The 25,456-nt window shown below is 70.7% G+C and carries 23 protein-coding genes; all 23 read left to right on the top strand.

What is annotated here, in order from left to right:
• Positions 1-93 precede the first annotated feature (93 nt).
• The 23 genes from ABEB07_RS35585 (at position 94) to ABEB07_RS35475 (ending at position 25,347) form a co-directional block, all read left to right on the top strand.
• Positions 94-1,023 (top strand): conjugal transfer protein, encoded by a 930-nt coding sequence (locus tag ABEB07_RS35585; protein WP_345672197.1) that lies wholly within the window; start codon positions 94-96, stop codon positions 1,021-1,023.
• Entirely contained in the window at positions 1,020-1,361 is a 342-nt protein-coding gene (locus ABEB07_RS35580; protein WP_345672196.1) for a hypothetical protein, read from the top strand. The genes ABEB07_RS35585 and ABEB07_RS35580 overlap by 4 nt, the downstream gene beginning before the upstream one ends.
• Entirely contained in the window at positions 1,358-1,924 is a 567-nt protein-coding gene (locus ABEB07_RS35575) for a hypothetical protein (RefSeq protein ID WP_345672195.1), read from the top strand. The genes ABEB07_RS35580 and ABEB07_RS35575 overlap by 4 nt, the downstream gene beginning before the upstream one ends.
• Positions 1,921-4,608, top strand: a complete 2,688-nt coding sequence (locus ABEB07_RS35570) for an ATP-binding protein (protein WP_345672193.1) — start codon at positions 1,921-1,923, stop codon at positions 4,606-4,608. Before ABEB07_RS35575 ends, ABEB07_RS35570 begins: the two co-directional genes overlap by 4 nt.
• A complete protein-coding gene (locus ABEB07_RS35565; protein WP_345672191.1) occupies positions 4,605-4,952 on the top strand; it encodes a hypothetical protein in 348 nt (115 codons plus the stop codon). Before ABEB07_RS35570 ends, ABEB07_RS35565 begins: the two co-directional genes overlap by 4 nt.
• A gap of 1 nt (position 4,953) precedes the next feature.
• The gene (locus tag ABEB07_RS35560) at positions 4,954-7,704 is read left to right on the top strand and encodes a hypothetical protein (RefSeq protein WP_345672190.1); all 2,751 of its coding nucleotides are present in this window, start codon (positions 4,954-4,956) and stop codon (positions 7,702-7,704) included.
• Positions 7,705-7,739: 35 nt separating this feature from the next.
• Positions 7,740-8,852, top strand: coding sequence for a C40 family peptidase (locus tag ABEB07_RS35555; RefSeq protein WP_345672189.1), 1,113 nt, complete (start codon positions 7,740-7,742; stop codon positions 8,850-8,852).
• Positions 8,849-9,493, top strand: a complete 645-nt coding sequence (locus ABEB07_RS35550) for a hypothetical protein (RefSeq protein WP_345672188.1) — start codon at positions 8,849-8,851, stop codon at positions 9,491-9,493. Before ABEB07_RS35555 ends, ABEB07_RS35550 begins: the two co-directional genes overlap by 4 nt.
• Positions 9,493-12,048: an ATP/GTP-binding protein gene (locus tag ABEB07_RS35545; protein ID WP_345672217.1), complete on the top strand. Its 2,556-nt coding sequence runs from the start codon at positions 9,493-9,495 to the stop codon at positions 12,046-12,048. The genes ABEB07_RS35550 and ABEB07_RS35545 overlap by 1 nt, the downstream gene beginning before the upstream one ends.
• 455 nt (positions 12,049-12,503) lie before the next feature.
• Positions 12,504-13,100, top strand: coding sequence for a hypothetical protein (locus ABEB07_RS35540; protein ID WP_345672187.1), 597 nt, complete (start codon positions 12,504-12,506; stop codon positions 13,098-13,100).
• Positions 13,094-13,945, top strand: a complete 852-nt coding sequence (locus tag ABEB07_RS35535) for an ATP/GTP-binding protein (RefSeq protein ID WP_345672186.1) — start codon at positions 13,094-13,096, stop codon at positions 13,943-13,945. Before ABEB07_RS35540 ends, ABEB07_RS35535 begins: the two co-directional genes overlap by 7 nt.
• Positions 13,946-13,966: 21 nt before the next feature.
• Positions 13,967-14,671, top strand: coding sequence for an SAF domain-containing protein (locus tag ABEB07_RS35530; protein WP_345672185.1), 705 nt, complete (start codon positions 13,967-13,969; stop codon positions 14,669-14,671).
• Positions 14,671-15,501, top strand: coding sequence for a hypothetical protein (locus ABEB07_RS35525; RefSeq protein WP_345672184.1), 831 nt, complete (start codon positions 14,671-14,673; stop codon positions 15,499-15,501). Before ABEB07_RS35530 ends, ABEB07_RS35525 begins: the two co-directional genes overlap by 1 nt.
• Positions 15,491-16,972, top strand: a complete 1,482-nt coding sequence (locus ABEB07_RS35520) for a CpaF family protein (protein ID WP_345672183.1) — start codon at positions 15,491-15,493, stop codon at positions 16,970-16,972. The genes ABEB07_RS35525 and ABEB07_RS35520 overlap by 11 nt, the downstream gene beginning before the upstream one ends.
• Entirely contained in the window at positions 16,969-17,919 is a 951-nt protein-coding gene (locus tag ABEB07_RS35515) for a type II secretion system F family protein (RefSeq protein ID WP_345672182.1), read from the top strand. Before ABEB07_RS35520 ends, ABEB07_RS35515 begins: the two co-directional genes overlap by 4 nt.
• Complete coding sequence (locus tag ABEB07_RS35510; RefSeq protein ID WP_345672181.1) at positions 17,916-18,800, top strand: type II secretion system F family protein; 885 nt, start codon at positions 17,916-17,918, stop codon at positions 18,798-18,800. The genes ABEB07_RS35515 and ABEB07_RS35510 overlap by 4 nt, the downstream gene beginning before the upstream one ends.
• A gap of 182 nt (positions 18,801-18,982) precedes the next feature.
• Entirely contained in the window at positions 18,983-19,162 is a 180-nt protein-coding gene (locus tag ABEB07_RS35505; RefSeq protein WP_345672216.1) for a hypothetical protein, read from the top strand.
• Positions 19,162-19,587, top strand: a complete 426-nt coding sequence (locus ABEB07_RS35500; protein ID WP_345672180.1) for a TadE/TadG family type IV pilus assembly protein — start codon at positions 19,162-19,164, stop codon at positions 19,585-19,587. Before ABEB07_RS35505 ends, ABEB07_RS35500 begins: the two co-directional genes overlap by 1 nt.
• 5 nt (positions 19,588-19,592) lie before the next feature.
• Positions 19,593-20,045 (top strand): TadE/TadG family type IV pilus assembly protein, encoded by a 453-nt coding sequence (locus ABEB07_RS35495; RefSeq protein WP_345672179.1) that lies wholly within the window; start codon positions 19,593-19,595, stop codon positions 20,043-20,045.
• Positions 20,045-20,491, top strand: coding sequence for a pilus assembly protein TadG-related protein (locus ABEB07_RS35490; RefSeq protein WP_345672178.1), 447 nt, complete (start codon positions 20,045-20,047; stop codon positions 20,489-20,491). Before ABEB07_RS35495 ends, ABEB07_RS35490 begins: the two co-directional genes overlap by 1 nt.
• Positions 20,491-23,913 carry a hypothetical protein gene (locus tag ABEB07_RS35485; RefSeq protein WP_345672177.1) on the top strand — a complete coding sequence of 1,141 codons (3,423 nt, stop codon included), beginning with the start codon at positions 20,491-20,493 and terminating at the stop codon, positions 23,911-23,913. The genes ABEB07_RS35490 and ABEB07_RS35485 overlap by 1 nt, the downstream gene beginning before the upstream one ends.
• An 808-nt stretch (positions 23,914-24,721) precedes the next feature.
• The gene (locus ABEB07_RS35480; RefSeq protein WP_345672176.1) at positions 24,722-24,997 is read left to right on the top strand and encodes a hypothetical protein; all 276 of its coding nucleotides are present in this window, start codon (positions 24,722-24,724) and stop codon (positions 24,995-24,997) included.
• Between the two features lie 29 nt (positions 24,998-25,026).
• On the top strand, positions 25,027-25,347 hold the full coding sequence (locus ABEB07_RS35475; protein ID WP_345672175.1) for an SH3 domain-containing protein: 321 nt from the start codon (positions 25,027-25,029) through the stop codon (positions 25,345-25,347).
• The last annotated feature ends 109 nt before the right edge of the window (positions 25,348-25,456 follow it).

Here is a 25,456-nt window from a genome sequence, read left to right as displayed (position 1 = left end):
ACCGTGGTCGGGGTCTCATGGTCGGTGGTCAGGTCGGGGGCGACGGGTCTTCTCAAGGTCAGCAATCACACGTTCTGACCTAGGAGTTTGACCATGTCCTCTGGCAAGCAGGCCTCACGGAAAGAGGCTGCTGCTCCGACCGCGGGCAGCATCCGGCTGGAGGCGATGCGGCGCCGTGTCCGCCTCTCGCGCCTGGCGCTCTGGACAGTCATCGCCGCCGGTCCCGTCGCCCTGACCGTCGCCGTCGCCTCTGGCCCGACCACGGTGGAGGCGGCTACCCCGTCCAGGCCGACCGCCGTGCGCATCGCGGCCGCCGCCGATCCGGGCGGCTATGCGCAGCTGTTCCTCAGCGCGTGGCTGCGCAGCAGCGCCGGCGACGCGGCGAGTGCGCAGGCGCGCCTTGTCCAGTCGATGGCGCCGGGTGTCGACCTGCCTGACCTGGCAGCGGGTGCGCAGTCGAGGCCCGTGTCCGTGACGGCGGTGCGCAGCGCACAGCGCGAGGGCGGTGCGTGGTCGGTGACGGTGGCTGCGCAGTGGGCCGACGGCACGGTGCGCTACTACGCTGTGCCGATGGCCGTCGGTGCCTTGGGCGGCTCGTTCACGGTGACCGGGGAGCCTGGTGTGGTGGCCGGTCCGGCGCGCGTCTCGGTGTCCAAGTCACCGTACGGCGTCACCGTCTCGGAGGGTGACCTTTCCTCCGCCGTCGGGGAGTTCCTCGCCGCGTACCTGACGGGTGCCGGGGAGGTCGGCCGCTATCTCGCTCCCGGCGTGCGGCTGACCGCCGTCTCGCCCGCCCCGTATACGGCGGTGTCCGTCGTGGGGGTGTCCGCCGTGGAAGGGTCTGCGGCCGGGCAGGAGGTGCCGGCCGACGGTGCGGCGGCGCGCGTCCTCGTCCAGGTGGAGGCCCAAGACGCCGGCGGCCGGTGGCCTCTGGCGTACGAGCTCACGCTCAAGGCCCGTTCCGGCCGGTGGGAAGTGGCCGCGCTTCAGTCCGGGAACGCCCTGGCCGGGGGTGGCCGGTGAACACGGTGCACAGCTTCATGCTCGCCGGGCAGCTCCATGACCTCGGCGACTCGTGGATCAACATGTTCAGGGAGTGGGCGACCAAAGGGCTGCAGGCCGGTCTTGTCTGCCTGGTCGTCGTGGTCATGGTCACGAAGTTCAGCATCAAGGCCGGGATCGGCGCCCTGCTGCTGATGATCATTGCGCTCGGGTTGTACAACTCCCGCGACAGCCTCTCGCACATGTTCGAGGACGAGGTGAAGAACCCGTCCAAGAGCGCACCTGCCGTCCCGGGCGTCGTCCAGTCGGAGCGGCCCGCTTCCACTGACCGATCGCCTGGTGTTAGGGGCCGGCTGTGACCGCGACCGCCGTACGGGTGGGCCGCTTCTACACCGCGGCCCGCCGTCATCCCTGGGTACTGGGCAAGGTCGCCGACTGGCGGATCCCTCTCGGCCCTTACACCCCCGCGCAGATCGCCCTCGCCATCGGCGGCGGCTTCCTCTTGGTGAAGACCATCGGCTGGTGGTCATGGATGGGGCCGGTCCCTCTCGTCGCGTGGGTGCTGGCGATCTGGGCGGTGCGCCGGCCAAAGATCCGGGGCCGTGCGCCGATGCAGGCCGCTGTGGGCTGGGTGCTGCTGGGCTGGCAGCCACAGGGAGGGCGGATCGGCGGGCGGGCTGCCCGCGACCGCGCTGCCCGGCCCCTGCTCGGCGGCTTCACCGTCGAGGGCGCACCCGCGCCAACCGTTACGACGAGAAAGGCGGCGCCGCTCGCTCGCCGGCAACGCCATCGGGCCTCGCTCCCGCGACCGACCACCGGCGACGCACCCGCGCGCCAACAAGCGGAGCCGCCGGGACCGAAGGGACCGGCATCCGGAGTGCAGACATTGCTCGCGCGTGCCCAGCAGGGGGATGCCCGGTGAGAGTTCCGATCCGTCACATCGCCGGGCACCTGGTGTGGTCGGCCCAGGGCAGCGTGTGGGCCGTCTACCGGCTCCACCCGGGCCCGGACGCTGAGGGCCGGCGGGAGGAGACCGTCCAAGGCACCTACGTGCCTGCCCAGGTCCGCGACGAACAGCTCGCCAAGGTCACGCATCTGGTGCGGTCACTGTCCGGGGCGCCGCGGCTGTTCGGACTGTGCGCACAGGTCGATCCCGGTGAGATCGCCCTGAAGATGATCGAGGGGATCCAGCCGGCTGAGCAGGCGCCGGCGATGGGGCCGCATCCGTGGGTGGAGAACGTCGAGGCCGCCCTGGACCTGCTGGACGAGCAGGAGATGCACCGCCGCACCCTGTGGCTGGCCGTGCCCCTGCAGACCGAGGCCGGCACCTTGCGGGTGGCGGCGTCCCTCGGTACGGCGTGGGCCGAGATCGCGCCGATCCTCGGCATGCGCCCCGCCCTCGTCGACCGGCGTGAGGTGACGGCCTATCGCGAGCAGGCCTTGCGGGTGGAGGCAGCGCTCGCGGGCGGCATCGCGTTCCGCCCGGCCCGCCCGGCGGAGATCGTGTGGATGATCCAGCACGCCCTGCACCGCGGCCTTCCCGAACCCCTGCTGACCGAGGCCGAGACCAGCGGCCTGTACGGCGGACAGGTCCGCGAGGGTGTGCTGCGCTCCCCCAGCTACGCCGACCTGGGACTGATCCGTCTGCAGGAAGGCGGCATTGAATCCGACATCGACGACGTCGACGAGTTCAAGAGCACGGGTCAGCTCACGCGGTCGGGCCGCAGGGCCTGGTGGCGGCTGAACACCGCCTCGCCGCTCGGCCGACGCTGGCTACAGGTCGAGTCCGACACGGGTATCGGCTACCAGGCGCAGCTGGCGCTGGCCGAGTGCCCGCCCGTCGTGCGCCAGGAGGCCGCGGACCTGTTCGCCCAGCTGGAGACACTCGACTTCCCCGTCGACTACACCGTCGACCTCACCCTCGTGCCCGCGGAGAAAGCCCGCGACCAGGTGCGGCGCAAGAAGAACGAACTCATCGACCAAGCCGATCAGTACGACGCCCGCCCCACCGGCATGCCCGCCTCCCTCACCGAGGCCGCACGCGATCTGGGCGAACTGGACGCCCGCCTGTCGCGCACCAGCGTGGAGGTCGAGGTGCAGTCGGTGACGGTGCTGACGGTGTGGGGGCCGACCGCCGCCGTCTGCGACGCCCGGGCCCGTGCCCTGACCGCGCTGCTGGGTGGCGCCGACTACCGCGCGGTGCGGCCGGCCGGCCTGCAAGAAGCCCTCTTCACCCTGGGCCTGCCCGCAACGGTCCGCCCCGGCGTGGCACGGGAGTTCACCCAGCACCAGATCAGTGAGGACTGGGCGTTGGGCGGCGCCTTCACCGTCGGTGAGGTCGGCGACCCCAACGGCATGGTCCTCGGCGTCGACCTGGACTGCGGCACCGCCCGCCCCGTCCTGATCAACGTCGCGGATGCGCCCAAGGTCGACGCGTCCGCGTCGATGGGCATCGTCGGGGATCTCGGCGCGGGAAAGAGTGTGCTGCAGAAGCTGATCGCTGAGGCGGTGTGGGCGCGCGGCGGCCGCGCGATCTGCATCGACCGCACCCCGGTCCGCGAGTGGGCGACCTTCGCCCGCGCCGCGGCCAGGGGCCGCGCCCAGATCATCGACGCCGCCCAGGCCGAGGTGTCCATCGACCCACTGCGCATGTTCGATGGGCCAGAGGGCCGCCACTACGCCCTGTCCTACCTCACCTTGCAGCTCGGCATCGGTCCGATGAGCACCGGCGGCGAGGTACTGCACCATGCCGTCGAGCAGGCCGCCGCCGGCCCGGAGCCGTCCATGCACCGCGTCCTCGAAGTACTGGAGGAGATGGCCGCGAACGAGGGCGGCAAGCGGAAGGAGACGGCCGCCAGCCTGGCCGGACTCGTCCGCGTCGTCGCCACCAACTCGCTGGCCCGGATGGTCTTCGACCCGGCGCTGCCGCCGGTCCGGTTGGACGCCTCCCACGCCACCGACATGATCGTGATCACCACCGCCGGCTTGAAGCTGCCGCCCAAGGCCGCCTTCGACAAACCGGAGGTCCTGCACCAGCAGCCGCTGGAGGCGCTGATCGGGCGCGCGGTGCTCTATCTGATCGCCGCGCTCGCCCGGCAGACCGCGTTCGAGGATCCGACACGGTTCACGCAAGTGGTCGCCGACGAGCTGTACTGGCTCACTTCCTCAGCCGAGGGAACCGCCCTGGTGCACGAGATCCTCCACGACGGCCGCAAGCACGGCGCCGGCCTGCTCGCCGCATCCCACGACGCGGAGGAACTCGGACCCGACCGCGGCCTGATGGCCTACCGCGCGCTCGCGCGCACCGCCGACCGCGAACGTGCCCGCCGCGGCCTTGAGTTCGTCGGACTCGACCCGAACGACGACGAGCTGCTGCGGCTGGTCACCACCGGCTTGTCCCCGGTCGGCCAGACAGGCCGGGAGGGTGAGTTCCTGCTGACCTGCCCGCGGCAGAACACCGGCCGCGTCAAGGTCTCCATCCCCCGCATCCCGCGGATCGCCGCCTCCATCACCACCACGCCCGGACGGCGCGCTGCCTCGCTCTCCGTCCTTAAACCCCTCGCCGCTGAAGCCGGGCATACCCGTCCGAAGGAACACACCTCATGATCACGACTTTAGGGGACCGCTCCCGGCGCCGCGCCGCAGCCGCCAGCATCCTCACATCGCTCGCCGTGGCCGTCGGCGCAATCGTGCTCACCGTCGCAGCGGGCGCACCGAAAACGTGGTGGCCGCACACCGGACAGGCCTTCACCGCCGGCACCAGCACCAGCCACCGTAGTCCCTGCACCCGGATCCACGGCCCGGCCAAGGCGTACTGCGAGCGCGACGCTGCGGCCACCGCCGGCCGACGCAACGCGTCCGGTGCGGCGTGGAGGCTGGGCACCGCCGGCGCGGGTGTGGCCGCCCTGGTGGTGTGGCGGCAGCGGGCCGGTGGGCCAGGGCGGTACTGACGTGTTCCGTCCCATCTGTGGGGCCCTGCGTTCGGCGGGCTTCGTTGTGCTGCTCACCGGCGTGTTCCTCCTGGTGAACACCCAGGTCGTGTACGCGGCTGGCAGCAGCGGCGAAACCGGGGATCTGCTCGCCCCGCTGAACATCCACTCCTCCGAGGGCGTGCCGATCGACGGGTACGACCTGAACGCTTCGGGCGGCTCCATCGTCGCCTTCAGGACACAAGCCCTGGCCTTCGCTCTCAGCGGCCTGTTCACCCTGATCCGGCTGCTGGTCGGTCTGGCGGGATGGGCGATCGAGGTCGCCTTCCGGTTCCCGCTGCTCAAGATCCTCGCCCGTCCGGCGCAGAAGGCCGCCGACACATACGACAACGTGGTGGTCGACACCCTCGGGATCAAGGGATTGCTGCTGGCCTGGGCGTTCGTCTTCGCCGGTTTCATGATCGTGCGCGGGCGCGTCGGCCGCGGTCTCGGTGAAATCTTCCTCACCCTGCTCATCGGGGCGATCGCCGCCTCGGCGCTGATCCGCCCCGACACCCTGCTGGGCACCGACGGTCCTGTGGGCCAGTCCCAGCAGGTCGCCGCCGAAGTGGCCCAGCAGAGCGTCAACTCCTACCATTGGGGCGGGAAACTGGCCAGCCGCAGCCCGTGCGACGGCCTGGCCGGCAACGCCGAGGTCACATGCGAGGCGCGGCAGGGTGAGGGCCCGGTCTCCGCCGCCGAGGTCGCCCGGCCGATCCAGGACTCGATCACGAACGCGCTGATCGTCAAGCCGTACATGCTGCTGCAGTACGGGCAGGTCCTCGACCCGGCCAAGGACGCGGACCGCAAGGCTTACGCCGTCCACCTGAAGTGGATCACCGGCGGATATCTGCCCAGACCGGCCCCCTCGGACAAGGCGAACAACACCTGCCGCAAGATCCACGGCGGGGCCAAGAAGTACTGCGAGCGAGACGTCGACGGCAGCACGCCGAGTGGGAGCACCGATCTTCCCCAGTACACGCCCGGAGGCGAACTCCTCGACGCCTCCAACGCGATCGTCACCGACGAGGACCAGGCGTTCGCCGCGTTCCTCACCGACATGAAGAAGGCCGGCCCGGTCGGCGCGTCGTGCGCCGCCTACGCCGCAAAGCCCACCTGGTGGCGGCTCGGAGGCGCCCTCCTGCTGCTGATCGCCGCCCTGTTCATCTGCGGCATGCTGCTGTCCAGCGCCATCGTGCTGCTCGGCATTCAGGGCATCTGCGCGGCCGCGGCGGCCGCCGGCGGGGTCACCTTCGTCGCGGGCATGCTGCCCGGGCCCGCGCGCCAGAGCGTGTGGAAGTGGCTGTCACTGTGGGGCATCGCGGTCCTGGCCGTGGTCGGCGTCTGCGCGTTCATCCCGTTCTTCGGGATCGCCGTCGACGCCACCATCACCAACGGGCCCGACCTGATGGTGGAGCGGATCCTGCTCATCGACGTCCTCGCCATCGCCGGCGCGGCCGGGCACCGCAGGCTCCTGGCCTCCCTCACCTCCTTCGGCCATCGCATGGCCATGCGGATGCGCTACGCCAAGGTCGGGGGCACCCACATGCCGGGAGACACCTCCGAACTCGGTGCCGCGCTCGCCATGAACTCCCCCGCGGCGATGGGCGCCTACAGCAGCGGGCTGCGCGCCTTCACCGGCGGTGGCGGCGGCCGCTTCGGGACGCTCGGCACCCGGCACCGCCTGATGGGCGCGCTCACCTCTCTGGCCGACGGCACGGGCATGCCGGTGGACACCGGCCACATCCTCGCCGACGGCACCGCCGAGGCCCGGCGCGGCCTGGCCCCGCTGACCGCGGCCGCAGCGGTGGGCGGGCTGGGCGCTCGGCTCGGCGCCAAGGGCACGCACTGGCTGCTGATCGGCCGCCGCCCGGACAGGGAGCAGCTGGCGAAGTGGCAAAAGCCCACCGCCGAGGGCGATCCGGGCTCGACCGCCGCAGGTGGCCCGCTGGCCGGAGGTCCAGGCGGTGCGGGCGGCAGGGGGCCGCTGCGGCCGTCCGGTCCTGCCGACCGGTACCGCAACGAGGAAGGCCAGGTCATCGACCGCGACACCGGCCAGGTCCTGCACGACCAGAGCAGAGACCGCACGCTGTTGTCGACCCGGGCGCACAACCGGCTGGTCCGCTTCCGCGGATACCGCATCCTCAACCGCGGCGGACGAGCCGCCTACGGGGCGACCATCGGCCTGCCGGCGAATATGCGACGCGCGCGCTCAGGTGCCTCGCGTTACTCCCAGGACGCCCGGCAGCAGGTGCGGGTCTGGGGCAACACCGTCCGCGAGGACGGCCGCGCCTGGACGGATACCGGGCATCATGTGGCCCGGGTGCTGCGCGAGCACACCGACGACAGCGGCGGACCCGGCCCGTTCACCGGCCGCCGCCTGCCCACCACAGACACTCCGACCACGCCCTCACACCCGCTCACGCCTGCGCGGCCTGCGCCTCCCGGGTCTGATGTGAGCCCAGCCCCGGCCCCCGCCCGGTCGGCCGCATCGCGGGGCGGCTCCGCGGCGAATGCGTCTGGGGCAGCGCTCCCGCGCGGGGACGGCCCCGGGCATGGGTCCCAGACTGACACCGACAGGCCCGTGCTCCCTGGCGGCGGAGGCGCCCGAAGCCAGGCGCGGGACGAGGCGCGGGCCCGGATGCAGGAGCTGATGCGGCGCACCGCTCCCGAGGCCGACCGGCTGCGCGAGGAGCGCGCCCGGCGGCGGAACGAGGGCGGTGAGGACGAGTGAGGCCGTCCGGACGCCGCATGCGGTGGTGGGGGTGCATGGTGGCGCTGCTGATGTTCGCCGCCGTGTGCTGCGCCGCACCGGTGGGAAACGCGATCAGCGCCTACCTCGCGCTGACAACGGGTGCCCGCAACGACCGCGGGACCGCCGACGGGGGCAGCGCAGCCGACATCCCCGCCCGCATGCTGACCGCCTACAAGAAGGCCGTCCAGCAGGCCGGAAAGGACGTGCCGAAGTGCCAGGGCATGGGCTGGCCGGTCCTGGCCGGCATCGCTAAGGCCGAATCCAACCACGCTGCCGGACGCAACATCGCCGCCAACGGCGACATCCGCCCCAAGATCTACGGAGTGCTCCTCAACGGCTCCGGCCAGGGCGGCAACACCACCGGCGTCCCGGACACCGACGGCGGCAAGTGGGACGGCACCGCGAACGGGGAGCGTGCCGTCGGCCCCTTCCAGTTCCTGCCCTCCACCTGGAAATCGATCGGCAAGGACGCAAGCGGCGACCAGGTCGCCGACCCGCACAACGCCGACGACGCCGCCCTCGGCGCCGCGATCCACCTGTGCGGAAGCGGCCGTGACCTGTCCAAGCGAACGCAGTTGGCGGGTGCCATCTGGAAGTACAACCACTCCGCCGAGTACGTGGCGAACGTATTGGGATGGATCGATCAGTACGCGGCAGCCGCCGAGAGCCCGGATCTGGAGAACGTCACGGGCAATGCCCTCGGCGTCATCCAGGCCGCGCTTTCCCAGCGCGGGGTCCCCTACTCCTGGGGCGGAGGCACCGTGCACGGACCCTCAAATGGGATCTGCTGCTCACCCGGCGGCAAGAGCGGCGCCAGCATCAAGGGCTTCGACTGCTCGGGACTGACCACCTACGCCTACGCGAGGGCCGGCATCAGCCTGCCGCGCACCGCGGCCGCGCAAGCCGGCGTCGGCAGGCGCATTCCCGCCGGCCTCGGCACGGCCGCCCTCAAGCCGGGCGACCTCGTCTTCTACGCCTACTCCCCCGGACGCGATTCCACGATCTACCACGTCGGCATCTACACCGGCAGAGGCCAGATGATCAATGCTCCCCGGCCTGGCACCGTCGTGCGGCTGGACCCGGTGAACGCGGTGTCCGGCTACGCGGGAGGAGCACGCCTGCTGTGACCACGCCCCCGCGCTCCCCGCGTCTGCTGATGCTGAGCACCGCCATCCTCACCGCCACGGGCGGCATCGCGCTCCTGGGCATGCCGCACCGCCAGCAGGCGCCGTTCCCGGCGCCCTCAAGCACATACGCGGCCGCACAGCCGTCATCGGCCGCTGCGCCCTCGGTCAGTCAGCGGGACACGCCCACGGAGCTCACTGCGGCATCCGGTGCATCGACTCCTTCGGCCCTCGCATCCGCGCTGCCGCCGCACGGCGAGGGCGTTGCCGCCGACCAGGCCGTCCAGCACTCCCTCGAGGAGGCCTGGCCGGCCGATCTGCCCGCCGCCGACGAGCGGACGCTCCTCGCCGCCGGCCGCGCCCTGCTGCACGCGGACGCCACCGGCGTCGGCCGCGCCCACTGGCCAGACGTCTTTCCTCACTCGGACGGGGCGATGGCGCCGGCGTTCGCCACCGCTCGCTTCCGGATCCAGGCCGCGGTGGCCCGCCGCGGTACCAGCCCGGACCAGGCGGTGGTCCACCTTGTGTGGGCGGGAATAGACCGTGCCGGCACCTTAACCGATCTGCGGATCACCGACTGGCACTTCACCCGAACGACTCAGAAGAGGGGAGCAGCAAGGTGGATTCCGTACTCGGCCTGGTGATGGGCCTGATCGGTGCCGCCGACCGGCTCTACGCGTACTGGTACCTGGCCGCCGTGGCCATCGGCGTGTGCTGGGCCACATGTGAACTGGTGGTGCGTTTCCTCGCGGTGAAGGCTTCGGCCCAGCGGATGGCCTTGGAGCTCGTCTCCAACCGGCACTTCTCCCCAAACCTGGAAGAGATCTTCCGCCAGGGTGTCCAACTCGCCCGCGCTTCCACGGCCGTGCCCTGGTGGGCACCCCGCCGATCGAAGGCCGTGCAGATCCGGCTGCGTGCGGACGGCACCGCGCCGTTGCGCTATCGCATCGAGGGGCCGGTCGGGGGCCAACGACTCCTGTCGATCACTCCGTTCGGGCCGGACGTCACTGTCAACCGAGCCCGGCCGACAGTCGATGAGCCGCGCGAACACACGGTGCGCGCGGAATTCATCCTGCGCGGCAAGCTCACGGCGCCGCTGCGCGAGGTCCCCCTCACTCCCGATCCTCTTCAGCCCCTGGTGGACGCCGTGGCCGACCTGCGCGCCGAGCTCGGCGACCTCGCCGAGATCCGCCTCGACATCCAGCGTGCCCCGAAGTGGGCACTGCGGGCGCGCCGTCTGCAGCTGATGGGTGCCGCGCGCCGGTCCGAACGCCGCGAGGCCCAGCGGGCCGCGCGCTGGCTGCGCCAGGACGCGAGCGGCATCGAGGACTCCCTCACCTGGCAGCTCCAGCAGCTCCTCAGTGACAAGCCGGCCGCGGGCGCCGGACGGCGGTTGGTCATGCCGCCGGTACCGCGCCGGGTGGATCCGGCCCTGGCGCTGGGCAAACTCGCCGACGACGACCACCTGGTCCGGGTCCAGCTGCTGGTGATGTGCGCATCGAACACCGAAGGCCGTGCTCATGCGAGGCTTGCCCAGCTCCAGGCTGCGCTGGACGTCTTCGGCGGCCGCTCCCGGTGGGCCATGCGCGGCTGGCGGCTGGGCCCCTGGCGGATCGGGGCCGACCAGTGGCCCACCAAACGTGGCTTCGAACGCCGCTGGAACCGGGGGCACTGCCAGCCGCCCCAGGCGAACTGGGCGCGGCTGGAGGAGCTGACCGGGCTGCTCAAGCCTCCCACAGCACACTGCCGTCTGCCGGTGCTGGCCGGTGACCTTCCGACGTTCGCGTTCGGCGATCCCGACTTGCTGCTCCAGGGCATCTACCGGGGCACCGACGGCCGCGAGCGCCTGGTCGCCACCTACGCCGAGGAGACCCTCTTCGAGGTCGGGGTGGGCAAGGCCGGCGGAGGCAAGACGGAGAGGGCGCTGGCGCAGGCGATCGGCTGGGCCCATGCCGGGGGCGGCCTGATGTTCGTCGATCCTCACCGTGACTCCTGGCCTCGGGCCACCACGTTCCTGGCGCACGAGCACCTCATGCACCGGATCGCGCTCGTCGACCTCAACGGTCTCGGTCCCAACGCGCGCGTGAGTTCGTGGAACCCGCTCGGCATGCATCACGGCCAGGCGGCACACGAGGTCGTAGAGGCGGTCACCGACGCCTATGCCTCCGCCCTGGCCTGGGACGACGCGACGGCCCCGCGTGCCCTCACCATCCTGACCGCCGCGATCTCCGCCCTGGTCGCGGTCAACGCGGCCGCCTGCCAGGCCGGCCGCCCCGAGGACCAGGCCACGATCTTCCACGTACGGGCACTGCTCACCGACCCCGCCTTTCGGAGGGGAGCGCTGGCCGCGGTGGCCGACCGGCTGGACGAGGAGACCCGCGCATGGTGGAACGGGGTGTTTCCGACCCTGCCGCCGGACTCGTTCGCCGTGGTCCTCAACCCGATTGCCCGGCTGGCCGCCAACCCCGTCACCCGCGGCTTCCTTGGACAGCCCGTCGGGGTGTACAACATTCGCGCGGCGATGGACTCCAGGATGATCGTGTGGGTGTGCCCGGGCGGCAACGGGCCCACGGACCGGCTTGTGACCGCTCTGCTCGCCCGCGATCTGCTGCGGGCCGTGCGCTCCCGACGTGACACCCCGGAAGCCAGGCGGGTGCCGTTCCGTCCGTACTTCGACGAGTTGATCACCCTGACGGGTGCGGCGCCGGAAACCATCGCGGCCATGTTCGAGGACTTCCGCAAATACAGGTGCCAAGTCCACGGGATGACGCAATTGTTGGCCCGGCTTCCCTCGCCGGTGCGGCTGTCTCTGCTGCAGAACGCCTCCACCCTGGCCACAACCGCCGGGTCGAAGTCCGCGATCGCGCCGATCACCGCAGAGTGGGGCAACAACCCCAGCCCGGATCGGGTGGCCACCATGGAGCGTTTCGAGCACTTCGTCTCCATGAACGTGCACGGGCGCCGCGTCGGTCCGGTCCAACTGCGCGGACCCCATCTCGACGTGGTCTTCGCAGCTCAGGCCCGCCCACGGAAGGTTCCCGCACTGGAGCACGCCGCCCTCGCGAACGCCGGAGCGCTCCCGTTGGACCAGCTCACCGCACGCGCAGCCGAACAGATCGCCCGTGTCGCCGACTTCCTCACCGAACGCTCCCGCAGCGAGACCGGCGCCGGACGTCTGGCGAAAGAGGAGTACGAGTGATCCATCCCCGGATCGCCCGTGGACCAGCCTTGTCCAGGCGGCCGCGGCCCAGAGATGAACGGAGCGCTGACCGCCTTCTCCACGCACCCGTCCCGTACCCGTCAGCCCGCTGCGTCACCGGAACAGACCATCAGCAGAACCGGCGGCCGGTCATCTCGTTGGCACAGACGGAGGAAGCGCACGAGGTGTCCCACGCGACGAGAGGTCGGCGAATGTACGGTCGCGACAAGCGAATACACAGAATTACAAACCGATATCCCGATCCGACAGTAACCGGATGCGCCCACTTCTCAACGCCGAACTGCCCCAACAAGTTGGAGGGTTGGCCGTCCTCTGCGTAATCTTGCGATCACGCAAATGGATCACCGCAGACAAAACAAGCCGTGATGCTGAACCGCCGTACGGCAGGCCTCAAGGACGGCGGCCTACCGCACCGCGCAATACGGGGAGACAACGTGACCAGACCACAGCACTCATTACGGCTGAACACCGCCGCAATCCGCACCCGGAAGCATGCAACGGCACTGCTCCTCCTTGGCAGCCTGGTGACGCTGGCCGGATGCAGTGAAAGCAACTCGAACACGTCGTCCAAGTCCCATTCCGGTCCGACGGCTGTCTCGCCATCCGCCAGCGCCGGCGCCAGCCCCGCTTCTGAAAACGCTGCCGTCCTCTCGGCCAGTTCGTGGGATGCGCAGACCGCGGCATACAGCAAGGCATCCTCGGCGGGTACCAGTCTGAAGTCGACCACCACCCTGAGGGCCCTGTTCGACATAGAACACGACCTCGCGGTCATGCGGAAGGCCGGCGAGGTGACCACGGGCAAGCCGGTGATCCATCCGCGGGTCGTGAAGGTGACCAACGTCAAGATCCCCACGGCCACGATCACTGACTGCGTCGACACCACGCACTGGACGCTGATCGACAAGACCTCGAAGAAGAAGGTCCAGCTGCCCGCATCGCGGTTCGTCAGATACGTGAGCACCGCGACGCTCGAAAAGTGGGGGACAAAGTGGATGGTCACGAAGTTGACCGCTCAAGAGCAAGCTTGCTAGCCCAGCACCTCGCTCCGCTCACCGGTGTCCTGGTCCTGGCCTCGGTGGGCGTCGCGCACTCTGACGGTGATCCCGACGTCGATGCAGGCAAGTGCGAGGTCATCAAATTCTGTGTCCACGTCGGCACCGATGAGCGAACCAGCGGAATCGCCCGGCAGGTGGGCGACTCACGGAGCGCCAGCGACCACGGCAGCAGCGGAGTGGCCTGCAAGTACCTCAAGGTCGATCCGAAGCCTCCCGCCGAATTCCCAGGCTGGAAGGGCGCCGACCCTCAGAAGAACGACCTGTACTTCTACGGGTGCTCGGACGGCGGTCAGGACAACCCGGACGGCTTCGTCGTGGAGGCGGCGGGCCAGCCCCCTGTGCCGCAGGTCGACCCTCGGGAGCTGGCCCAGCGTGCAGTCGACTCCATGACGCTGTTGGGCCCGGACATCGCCAGCCCGCGCGCGGCCGGGAAGTACACGGTCGGTGTTCCGATGTGGATGTGGGTCAACCGCAGCGCGACGACCTACGGACCGAACACCGCATCGGCCTCTGCGGGTGGCATCACCGTCACCGCGACCGCAAAGGTGTCGAGAATCGTCTGGGCGATGGGCGACGGCGCCTCCGTTGCCTGCGCCGGCCCCGGCACGCCCTACACGTCATCCGCGGGTATGGCCCAGTCTCCGACCTGCGGACATGTGTACTCCAAGGCCTCGGCCGGTGCTCGGAACGGCAAGTTCCCGGTGAACGCGACTTCGACGTGGACGATCAACTGGCAGGGCGACGGACAGACCGGTCAGCTCAACGAGGTCCGGCAGACGAACGTGCAGGTGGCGGTCGGCGAAGTACAGGTCGTCAGGTAACGCCGCCGGAAGGACAGAACCGTGAGCAAGACCCAAGAACGTGCAGAGACAGCCCCGAACAGCGCCTCCCAGCAGGGACGCACTGCCGGACCCGTGGCGCCGCCCCGGGTGTCGGCGCGCAGGCGACGCCCAGGTGTCATCGCCCTCTCGCTGGCGCTGATCGCGGCCGGCGGCGCCGGCGTGGCCGTCCTGCTGCTCCAAGTAAGCGACCGTACCGAGGCAGTGACTGTCACCCGTAACGTCCAGGTCGGCCAGGTCCTCACCGAGGCCGATCTCGGAACGGCCTCCATCGCTTTGGACCCGGCCGTCAAGTCGGTACACGCTGACGACCTGAAGTCGGTGGTGGGCAAGCGGGCCGCCGTGGAACTCAAGCCCGGCTCCCTGCTGACTCCTGCACAGGTGACGAAGGACTCGCTGGTGAAGGCCGGCGAGCAGCTGGTGCCGATCGGTCTGGAGCCCAAGCAGATCCCGGCCAGCACTCTTGTCCCTGGCCAGAGGCTCGAGTTGGTGCACGTGCCAGCCCCGGGGACGACCGACACCGGCAGGACATCCGACGACGCGCCGCAGACCATCGGCGGCCGTGTGGTGAAGGCGTCCGGCGCCGCCCCCGGTACGGGCGTGGTGGTCGTCGATGTCGCCGTCTCCGCCACTGACGGCCCGGCGGCCGCCGCTTGGGAGGCGGCCGGCACTTTGCGGCTGGTCCTCGCTGCCCCGGACGGTCACTGATGGCTGTGATCGCCCTTGCAGGTTGCAGCGGTGCACCCGGCGTGACGACGAGCGCCTTGGCCCTGCTTCTGTCGTGGCCGCTGGAGGCGAACCGGCGGATGATCCTCGCCGAGTGCGACCCGGACGGCGGGGCGGTGCTGCACGGCCTGCTGCAAGGCACGCTCGGGGACCGCTACGGGCTGCGTAACCTCTCGGTCGCCGCTCGCAAACCCGGTGAGTTCAGCGACGCGTTCTGGCGACAGCTGATCGACCTCAGCGGCACGGACAGCGAGCGGGGGTCACCGCGTGACCGGCTGCTGCTGCCCGGCACCACCGACCCGACGCAGTCGGCGAGCCTCACCTCGGTCTGGAAGATCCTCGCGCGGATGTTCCGCGGCATCGAGGCCGAGAGCGGCCACGACGTCCTCATCGACCTCGGCCGCCGGGGCGCCTACGGCCCGTCCGGGGTTCTGGCCGAACAGGCCGACGCCACTTTCGTGGTGGTCCGCAACAGCCTGCGCTGCCTCCAGGCGGCGGAGGGCCGGGTGCGTGCGCTGCAGGAGCGGGTGGGCGATATGGGGCTGATCATGATCGATGAAGGGCCCTATCCGGCGGGCGAGGTGCAGCGTGTGCTGCAGGTACCGGTGATCGTCACCCTGCCGTACACGCCGAAGGACGCCCGCGTCCTTTCGGACGGCGCCGAACAGCCGCGGCACTTCACCAAATCGCCGCTCATGAGGGCCGCTCGCACGGGCAGCACACTGCTGGTTCAGCGGGCAGCGCTGCGCCGTGCCCGCCTCGACCCGCGCGGCCTGCACACGGCAGGCGGGGAGGTGACCCGTGCGCGCTGAGCCCCTGCACCCCGACCCCACGGTGGCGCCGCCGCCGCGGGCGCCCCGGGAGGGCAGCGCACCGGCGGCCGCGGGTGCCGCATCGAGTACCGGTGTCCTGGGCACGGCCGCTCCCCAGATCACCGTCGACTACCGGATGGCACGGGGCATTGCGTCCCAGGTCGCCAAGCAGCGCGAGGAACTGCTGAAGATCAAGCCGGACATGGACCGGGCCAGTGAGGAACAGCGGTGCCTGAACTGGATCGCCGAGGCGGTCGCGGTGTGGTCGGACGCCCAGGCAATGACGCCGCAGGAGGACGAGGCGCTGCGGCGCGCCGTCTACGATCTCCTCTTCCGGGCCGGCCGGCTGCAGCCGTATCTGGACGATGCCCGGGTCGAGGACATCATCATCCAGGGCCCGCATGAGGTGTGGCTCGACTACGGCGACGGTGAGCGCCGCCGGGTCGGCCCGGTCGCCGACACCGAGGAGGAACTGCTGGAGCTGTTGCGGGAGCTGGCCCGGGGGTCCGAGCACAGCGAGCGGACCATCTCCACCGCGAACCCCACCCTGGCTCTGTCCCTTCCGGACGGCTCCCGTCTTCAGGCCATCACCGGGTTGGGGCCGATGACTTACGCGGTCATCCGCCGCCATCGGGTGGCGCACGCCGGTCTGGACGAACTGGTGCGGCTGGGGACCATCGACCCGGTTCTGCGTGCGTTTTTGGGCGCCGCTGTGCGCGCCGAGAAGAACATCATGATCGCGGGGAAGCAGAAGGCGGGGAAGACCACGCTGATGCGGGCGATGCTCAAGGAGTTCGACCCGGAGTGCCGGTTCGCGACCATTCAGACCGAGGACGAGCTGTTCGCCCACGCCAACGGCTACCACAGGCAGGTCGTGTCACTGGTCGGGCGTGAGTCCAACGGGGAGAAGGACGTCACCGGCCGCGGAGCCGGTGAGGTCACGCTACTGGACCTGATGCATCCGGCGCTGCGCATGTCGCTGGAGCGGATCGTGGTCGGCGAGGTCCGCGGCCCCGAGGTCGTCGCGATGATGCAGGCGCTGACCAACGGTTCGGGCGGCAATCTGTGCACCATTCACGCGCGGCGCCCGGACATCATCTTCGACCGAATCGCCGAGCTGTACGCGCTCGCCCAGGACAACCTGTCCGAGCAGCTCGCCTACCGGCAGACCGCCAACGGTCTGGACTTCATCGTCTATGTCGACATGACGGACGAGACACAGATCGGCGGGCGCCGCCACCGATACGTCTCCCATGTCCTGGAGCTCACCGGGATCGGCGAGAACGGCCGGCCCGCCACCAATGAGATCTTCTCTCCCGGCCGCGAGTGGGGGGAGCTGCGGGCGGTGCCGCGGATGGACCCGTCCTGCATCGACGACCTGCGCCGCGTCGGCTTCGACTCCGGCCTGCTGCGGGAGCCGTGCGGGACCTGGCCGGCACCGCTGCCGCTGAAGGTGGGGGGCAGCCGATGACCCTATTGTTCGCCCTGTTGTGCGGCATGGCCGTCGTCGGTGGACTGATCGGTGTCGTGGCAGGCGTCGTTGGCACGACGGCGCCTCGGCGTGCTCCGCTTGGCCAGCGCTGGACTGCTCTGCGCGGCGGGAGGACTCAGAGCGAGGAAGTCCGGATGCGACGGCGGAGCCTCAGCGTCGCGGCCGCCGTGGTGTTCGTGGCCGCGTGGCTGGTCTCCGGGAACTTCGTCGGCGGTGCACTGCTCGGCGCGGCCGTCATCGGCGTACCCTGGCTGATCACCCCGGCGCAGATGGCGCAGGAGCGCATCGGCCAGCTGGAGGCGCTAAGCGAGTGGACCCAGCGGCTGGCCGGCCTGCTGCGGCTGGGCATGGGCCTGGAGCAGGCGATGATCACCAGCCGTCAGGGGGCGCCGGACGAACTCGCCCCGCAGATCAACAACCTGTCCGACCGGCTGCGCCTGGGCTGGCGGCCGGACAAAGCGCTGCGCGCGTTCGCCGACGACCTGGACGACGTCACCGCCGACAAGGTGACCGCGGCGATCATCCTGTCCGTCAACGACCGCGGCCCGGGTCTGGCACAGGCGCTGGAGGACCTGTCGGGCACGGTGGGCGAGGAGGTCGCCCGCAAGCGAGCCATCGAGGCGGACCGGGCCAAGCCGCGCACCACCGTTCGCTGGATGACGATCATCACCGTCGGGGTCGTGGTGGCCGGGTTCTTCGTACCCAGCTACACGAAACCGTACTCAACGCTGCTGGGGCAGCTCGTACTCGCCTTCCTGACAGCCGGGTTCGTCGGCGTCCTCGCCTTGATACGGCAGCTGGGCTCCTTCCGCCGCATCCCGCGCTTCCTGGTCACCGACCCGACCAGCACCGTCCGTCTGCCGGCGCCCGCAGCGGACCCGGACCCGACGGCCCCCGCTCGCGAGGCGGAAGGAGTTACGCCATGAATTGGCTCCCTGTTGTCCTGACCGGCGGCACGGTCGGCGCCGGCGTCGCGCTCCTGGTCAGGGAACTGCTCGCCCCTCAGCCCGCGTTGGGGCCAGCTCTGAAGCGCAGTGCCCCGGCCGCGCTGACGATGCCCGAGCCGGAACTGCTCCGCGAGGAAATGTGGGGCCGGTGGCTGCTGGTACGCCTGGAGCGGGTGCCCGGCGTGAGGGTTCCGACCACGAACCTGGCGCTGCTCGGGCAGGGACCGGGCCAGTTCATACTGAAGAAAACCGCGCTCGCCGCGCTGGGCCTGCTCTGCCCGGTGATCGCGACGATCCCGTGGATCATCGCTGGCGTGGACCTGCCGTTCTCCGTACCCGCCGGCGTCGGGCTCATCATCGCGGTGCTGTTGTTCATCACCCCGGATCTTGCTGTGCGGGACCAGGCCAAGCGGGCGCGGGAGGAGTTCGCGCACGCCCTGTCCGCCTACCTCGACCTGGTCGCCCTCAAGCGGGCCGCCGACGCCGGCCCCGCCGAGGCCCTGGAGAAGGCGGCGGCAGTCGGCGAGGGCTGGCCCTTCCTGTACCTGCAGGGAGCCCTGCGCCGGGCCCGGCTGGAAAAGATCCCGCCCTATCAAGCACTCACGGAACTCGCCGCCGAGTACGAGCTGCCCGTCCTGGACGACGTCGCCGACATCATGCGCGGCTCGGCCACCGACGGCGCCGCCGTCTACAAGGCGCTGCGCGCCCGCACCGCGGCGCTCAACGCCGAGCTGCTGGCAGCTCAGGCCGCCGAGGCGAACACGGCGAGCGAGAAGATGACCGCGCCCGGAGCCCTGCTGGCCGTCCTGGTGATGCTGCTGATGGCCTTCCCCGCCGTGATCCGCATGCTGACCGTGTGAAAACCCCCTTCGACCAACACCCCAAAGAGGAAGAGAACATGAAGCACATCGCAGCCCGCACGCGCCGTGCCGCGCCCCGGGCGGCCACGGCCCCGCACCCCGGCCCGTACACCGCTTCTTCCCGCGGCCCGCAACACAGCGGCCGGACAGCTCGGGCACGGGCGCGCGCCAACGGTGCGGTCCTGCGTCTGACCGCGCGCGTGCACCAGGGCCTCGAGGAGGCCGCCCGCCGGCCGGACCGCGGTGATATCTCCACCACGACCGTCATCATCTGGGTGGCCGCCGTCACCGGTGCCGTCCTCATCGCCGGGACCATCGCCATGGTGATCTCCAAGTACAACGGCAAGCTGTCTGGGCTGTGATGATCGAGCCCGAGCGGCCGAGCAGCTGGTGGCAGAGACTCAGGTGGCGCGACGACCGCGGTGACACATCCGTCCAGATCGCGATCGTCTTCCCGTTCGTGCTGGTCGCCGCGATGGCCGTCATCCAGACGTCCATGTGGTACTACGCCCGGCAGACAGCCCTGACCGCGGCCCGCGAGGGCGCCACCACGGCCCGTGCCTACCAGTCGAGTCCAGCCGACGGTGCAGCTCAGGCACGGGCCGTGCTGAACCGCACCGCCGGCGACAGCCTGCGCGGCTACAGCGTCATTGCCAGCAGCGACGGGCAGCGCGTGCGGGTCCAGGTGTCCGGCACGGCCATGTCCATGATCCCCGGTCTGTCAGGCCTGCGGGTCACGCAGTCGGCGTCCGGCCCGGTGGAGCGCTGGACGGTTCCGGGAGGGTGAACAACATGCGATACAGGGCCTGCCGGGCTCGCAAGCTGCGCAGCGACGAGGGCAGTGCCGCGATCGAGGCGGCGGTCATCCTTCCCTCCCTGATCATGTTCCTGTGTCTGGCCATCGCCGGCGGCCGGATCGTCACCTCCGGCGCGAAGATCGATTCTGCCGCTGAGGATGCCGCCCGGGAGGCGTCCATCCACCGCACGGCGGCCGCCTCTCAGGGTGCCGCGCGGGCCGCCACCGCAGAATCCCTCGACGACCAGGGCATCCGGTGCGCCTCGACATCCGTCCAGGTCGACATCGGCGGACTGAGCGTTGCGGTCGGGCAGGTCGCAACGGTCACCGTGACGGTGAGATGCACCGTCAGCCTGTCCGATCTCCTGGTGCCGGGCGTGCCGGGAACCAGGACCCTCTCAGCGACAGCGACCTCAGTGGTGGACCGGTACAGACAGCGAGGTGACTGATGATCGTGCGTTGGCTGCGGCAGACCCGAGGTGACGACCGGGGCGGCGTCACCGTCTTCGCCGCCGTGTGCGTCATCGCCCTGATCGGCATCATCGGCATCGCCATCGACGGCGGGAGCAAGATGCGTGCCACCGAGCGCGCAGACTACATCGCCGGCGAGGCCGCCCGGGCCGGCGGTCAGGCCATCGACCCCGCCGACGCCATCAGCGGCACCGCGATCGACATCGATCCCCAAGCCGCAGCCGCCGCGGCACAGGCCTACCTGAACTCCGCCGGTGCCACCGGCGCGGTCAGCGTGTCCGATGACGGCAAAACCCTCAGCGTCACCGTCACCAGCTCGTACGACACCAGATTCCTGTCAGTGGCCGGGATCGACTCGTTGTCGGTAACCGGCCATGGCAAGGCCACCCTCCTGCATGGCGTCACCGCTCCCGAAGGAAACTGATGCGCACCACCACCCGCTCCCCCGCGGCAGTGCTGGCCCGGGTCTTCAAGGCCGTGCTGAGCCTGCACGTCCTGGCCGCCGCGGTCATCGGGCTGCCGGTCCTGCTGGCCTGGGCCACCCCGGTCATCTGGGCTGCCAGCTACGACGACCTCGGCCACCTGCTGGACCGGCAGGACACGGGCGCAGCCTTCCTGCTGCTGCTCGTCGCGGTGGGCTGGATCGGGTGGGCGCAGTTCAGCTTCTGCGCCGTACGCGAGCTGGTCGCGCAGCTGCGGGGCCATCGGTGGCAGGCCGCGCGCGGTCTGGGTGCCTCACAGCGCGCCGCGGCCCTGCTGATCGGCAGCATCCTGGTGCTGCTGCCCGCGAGTTCGGCCCTGGCTTCCAATGCCCAGGCCGCGCCGGCGGCCTCGGCCGGCCGAGTGCCGGGCCACGCCGCCACGGCCGACGCCCTTCAGGACGGTGCCGGAGCCGGACCGTCCCTCTCCACGCGCTTCACGCCGTCGCCAACGTACACGGTGCGCGATACTCGGCCGGCGGAGAACTTGTGGGGCATCGCCGAGCGGGAGCTGGAGGACGGCGAGCGGTGGCGCGAGATCGTCCATCTGAACGACGGCCGGGCCATGACCGACGGCACCATCTTCCACGCGAGCAGTTTCCTGCAGCCCGGCTGGAAGCTCCTCATGCCACAGTCCGGCCCGGCCGCGGGGGGACGACGTGCGCAACTGGAGACAAACGCCGCGGCAACCGGCGACACGGATGCGCACGTCACCACAGTCCACTCCGGCGACTCCCTCTCGAAGATCGCGGAGGAAGAACTCGGCGACGGTGAGAACTGGCCGCGGCTGTTCGAGGCCAGCCGGGGCAAGCCGCAGCCGCACGGCCTGCCCGCAATCACCGACCCCGACGTCATCTACACCGGGCAGCAGATCACCGTCCCCGAAGCCCGGCCCGACCGGACGCCCCACAGCCGTAGCGAGGCCCCGGGCGGCCAGGAGACCACTCCCCCGGCCAGCCACACTCCCCACGGCGCGAAGAAGCCGGGCGGCAGCACGAGCGAGAAGCCGACAGCCACGCCAGCGACCCGTCAGGCCGCTCCCCCTACCCCTTATCCATCGGCGTCGGCCGGAGTGTCAGTACCATCTGCTCCGGCCGAGCGGCCGGAGCGCGACGGGTCCTCCCCGTCCACTTCGCCCGAGGTGTCCGGCCCGGCCGGTGTCTCCGCCGCCCCTCAGGCCCCGGCAGCATCTCCGGCCGACAACCCACTGAATCTGCGCATCGTGCTCGGCGCCGGTGCGCTCCTCGCCGCCAGCGTCACCGGTGCGCTCGCTCTGCGCAGGACGCTGCAACGCCGGCGCCGCAGGCCCGGCGAGACGATCGCCATCGCGGCAAAGACGTCGTCCGCGGAGGCCCAGTTGGCGGCGGCCGCCGAGCCCGGCGGCGCTGCCCGGCTGGACGTGGCGCTGCGGACGCTGGCTCACCATGTCGCCCAGCAGCAGAAAGAGGAGGCCGCGGCCTTGCCGCGGCTGCGCGCCGCCCGGATCGCGACCCGCGCGCTGGAGGTGCTGCCCGAGGACCTCACTCAGGAGCCGGTGGTGCCCTTCACCGCCGGGCGGCCCGGCTGGTGGACTCTGCCCGCTGAGGCCGTCCTCCTGGACGACGAGGCCGCCCGCGACGTGCCGGCACCGTATCCGGGGCTGGTCACGATCGGCACCACCGAGACGGGCGACCTGCTGCTGCTCAACCTCGCCGGACTGCCGGCGCTGCTGCTGGACGGCAACCCGGTCCACATCACCGAGGTCTGCACCTCGATCGCGCTGGAACTCGGGATGAGCCCGTGGGCGGCCGACGTCGAAGTCGTCACAGTGGGATTCGGCGAAGACCTGCCGCATCTGCTGCCCACCGCGCGGATCGCCCACATGCGCCAGACCGCGCACGCGCTGCGCGACCTGGGCGAGCGCCTGCTCGAGGCACACCAGATGCCCGAAACCCAGCATCAGCCATACCTAATGCTGTGCGCCGCCGCCCTGGACGAAGACACGGCCTGGCAGTTCGCCGACCTCATCGACCGGGCGAGTACGGTGCCCGTCACCCTGATCGCCCCGGCGAGCACCGCGGCCGCCCACTTTCCCGAAGCCGAGATCATCAACGCCTCCCTCACGAAGCCGCAGCCCCTCGACCACGTCGGCACCGACATCACGGTGCAGCGCCTGGAGCACGCCGCCTACCAGCAGATCACCGCCGCGCTGACGGTGTCCGGACAGCCGTCCCACCCGGCCGAAGGCCTCTGGCAGGACATCCCGGACGAGCCCGACACCACGCCCCAGCCCGAGCGAGCAGCACCAGAAACAGCCGCGCCCACAGCCCTCGTCTCGATCACGTCTGCGACGGCAACGACGGATGTCAGCAGCGAGGTCTTCCCGGCCCTGCTCGCCGCCGACACCGATCCCTCCGGGCTCCGCCTTCCTTCCCCTACCGCAGCATCGGCACGGCCCGACGGCCAGACCGGGCCGGACACCACCGCAGCGGCCCCGGCGGACGGGGCTGAACAGGACTCCTCCGGCGCGGCGGAGACACCCAAGACGGATACCCCGGCCACGGCCGCCCTGGAAGCGCGCGAGGCGCAGGATCCGCATGCCCCGGAAATCAGGGTGCTGGGGCCGGTCGAGGTGACGGGCGTGAACAGCACCGGCCACGGCCCGAGGATGGCACAACTCGCCGCACTGCTGTACTTCCGGCCCGGCCGGAACGCGGACGCCCTGTGTGCCGACATGGACCCCGTCAGTCCCTGGTCGACAAGCACCCTCAACGCGCGGATACAGGGCCTGCGCTCCTCCCTTGGCAGCGACCCCTGCGGCAACCCCTACGTACCGCGCCGCAAGTCGGGCGAGGACCCCTACCGGCTCACCCCGGCAGTGCGCTGCGACTGGACGCGCTTCCTGCAGCTCGTCGAACGCGCCCTGCCGCTGGGACCGCCCGGTCTGCCCGACCTGGAGAAGGCACTCTCCCTGGTACGCGGCCGACCGTTCGGCGGCCGGCCGCTGCCCTGGGCCGAGCCCTGCCAGCAGGAAATGATCACTCGGATCATCGACGTCGCGCACACCGTGGCCACCTACCGGACCCCCGCAGGACCCCACCACGACCTCCACGCCGCACGCCAAGCCGTCGCAATCGGCCTCGAGGTCGATGAGACGGCAGAACTCCTCTACCGGGCCTGGATGCGTCTCGAGGCCGCGCGCGGGAACCGCTCCGGGCTCCACACCGCGATCACCCGCGTGCAGCAGGTCAACCACGAACTGGACTGCTCGCTGGAACCGGAGACCACCGAACTCATCAACAAACTCCTCCACTCCTCAAACACGGCCGCGCGCACGGCGCAGTCACCGAAACCGCACGTGCGCCACCGGCACGACACAGCCTCTTGAGCCACGCACGCAAGCAGTTCCCTCCTCGCCGCCCGCCGCGCCAAACGCGGACGACCTGCGGATTGAAGGCAGTATTCCTGCGGCCCACCTCCGCCTGCGCGGGTGGACATGCCGAACCGGCAGATTCGGCGCTCGACCTTCGGCTCACCCCCGTCCGAGCGGAGGTGAGCCGACGCCACCCGGTTCATACAGACGCGGGCGGGCCTCCTCGTTGCGTGAGCTGCAACTGCTGACCGTCCGTCTCCATGCTTCCTACCTGCGCAAAGGCCTGGCGAAGGACAGCGCCGAGCGCGGGGCGCGGGGCCATCTGACCCTCAACCGGATGGCCGCCCACCGGCCTCAACCCGAACAGCGCGCGGACTCGATACGGGTGTGCGCCCCCCTTCCTCCTCCCGCAGCGACCCGACCAGCAAAGGCCCATGCGTCCGCGAGTCCGGACCGCCGAGCGGAGGCAGATGACCGGAGCACACTTGCACCCGTCGCTGACCGCCCAGCGTGAGACCTCCGCAAGTTTGGGCCACGCGCGGGCCGGCGTGCTCTACAGGATGTTCGAGTAGATCCTTACCGAGCACCCGCCGCTGGCCCAGGACCTGCAGGACGCGCCTGCAGCGTTCGAGGGGACCACCGCGGGCTGAGCCGGCGGCCGGACTGGGCCGCAGGCCCGCGTCGCCACTGTGGGTATCAGGCCCGGATCCACCCGCTCTCGCCGAAACGCCGGTCCTGTTCGGCATGTGAAGTGCCGGCGGCCGGGACGTGCGCTTGGATCCGTCGAGGTCCGAGGTGCGGTAGGGGCTTCTGTCGAAACTGCGTGGACGCCGTGAAGCCTGAACGGTGCGGTCGCTTCTGCCTGACCGACTACTCGGGTAGCCAGGCGGTAATGCAGGGCTGGTGCAACGACCGGGCGGCCGCGGACCAGAAGTCCGCCGGCTGGGTGGGCGAGTTCGAGTCTCTGCCGGCCGCGCAGGTCTTCCTCGCCGATGGCGAGACCGGGCAGGAGCTGGACAGCTGGCCGGCCGCTCTTCCGGGTGATCCCAACCGTCGACCCGTGACTTCAAAGCTGCGCACAGCAGTTGGTCGGGTATGAAGCGACGACTGATCAGCACGGTGGCTGCAATGGTCTCCGTCCTCGCCACCATGATGTGCTCATCCCCGTCCGCGACGGCCGGCCCGTGGCCGCCCAAGCCCAAGGCGTGCAACACCGACGGTGCCGGCGCGCAGCTACACACCATCGAAGCCGTCCGGCTGCGCGCGGGCAAAGGCACAAGCTCCCGTGTCGTGACCGTCCTGTCGAAGAACACCGACTTCTACGCGGAATGCTGGGGTGTCACGGCCGATGACGCGTGGTGGGCCTACGGGCGCGTCCTGTCCGGTCCCGACCGTGAGCGGTACGGGTGGGTGGCTGGCGCCTACACCGCTACCGGCTACCGACACTGATCGGCGGCCACCGGGTAGGCGTCGAGCAGGTGACAGACCACGGCGACCGAGTCGGTCATCGACGTGGTGAGCCCGCGCGGGTCGACGGCGGTGTCGTAGGAGTAGGTGG

This window comes from Streptomyces similanensis, assembly GCF_039543625.1.
In the GTDB taxonomy this organism is placed as follows: domain Bacteria; phylum Actinomycetota; class Actinomycetes; order Streptomycetales; family Streptomycetaceae; genus Streptomyces; species Streptomyces similanensis.
This window is presented reverse-complemented; position numbering and strand designations above follow the sequence as displayed.

What these genes read in the sequence shown, in the direction of transcription:
- ABEB07_RS35585 (WP_345672197.1), top strand. Translation starts at nt 94, where the DNA reads ATGTCCTCTGGCAAGCAGGCCTCACGGAAAGAGGCTGCTGCTCCGACC.
- ABEB07_RS35565 (WP_345672191.1), top strand. Translation starts at nt 4,605, where the DNA reads ATGATCACGACTTTAGGGGACCGCTCCCGGCGCCGCGCCGCAGCCGCC.
- ABEB07_RS35555 (WP_345672189.1), top strand. Translation starts at nt 7,740, where the DNA reads ATGGTGGCGCTGCTGATGTTCGCCGCCGTGTGCTGCGCCGCACCGGTG.
- ABEB07_RS35545 (WP_345672217.1), top strand. Translation starts at nt 9,493, where the DNA reads ATGGGCCTGATCGGTGCCGCCGACCGGCTCTACGCGTACTGGTACCTG.
- ABEB07_RS35525 (WP_345672184.1), top strand. Translation starts at nt 14,671, where the DNA reads ATGGCTGTGATCGCCCTTGCAGGTTGCAGCGGTGCACCCGGCGTGACG.
- ABEB07_RS35515 (WP_345672182.1), top strand. Translation starts at nt 16,969, where the DNA reads ATGACCCTATTGTTCGCCCTGTTGTGCGGCATGGCCGTCGTCGGTGGA.
- ABEB07_RS35510 (WP_345672181.1), top strand. Translation starts at nt 17,916, where the DNA reads ATGAATTGGCTCCCTGTTGTCCTGACCGGCGGCACGGTCGGCGCCGGC.
- ABEB07_RS35500 (WP_345672180.1), top strand. Translation starts at nt 19,162, where the DNA reads ATGATCGAGCCCGAGCGGCCGAGCAGCTGGTGGCAGAGACTCAGGTGG.
- ABEB07_RS35495 (WP_345672179.1), top strand. Translation starts at nt 19,593, where the DNA reads ATGCGATACAGGGCCTGCCGGGCTCGCAAGCTGCGCAGCGACGAGGGC.
- ABEB07_RS35490 (WP_345672178.1), top strand. Translation starts at nt 20,045, where the DNA reads ATGATCGTGCGTTGGCTGCGGCAGACCCGAGGTGACGACCGGGGCGGC.
- ABEB07_RS35485 (WP_345672177.1), top strand. Translation starts at nt 20,491, where the DNA reads ATGCGCACCACCACCCGCTCCCCCGCGGCAGTGCTGGCCCGGGTCTTC.
- ABEB07_RS35475 (WP_345672175.1), top strand. Translation starts at nt 25,027, where the DNA reads ATGGTCTCCGTCCTCGCCACCATGATGTGCTCATCCCCGTCCGCGACG.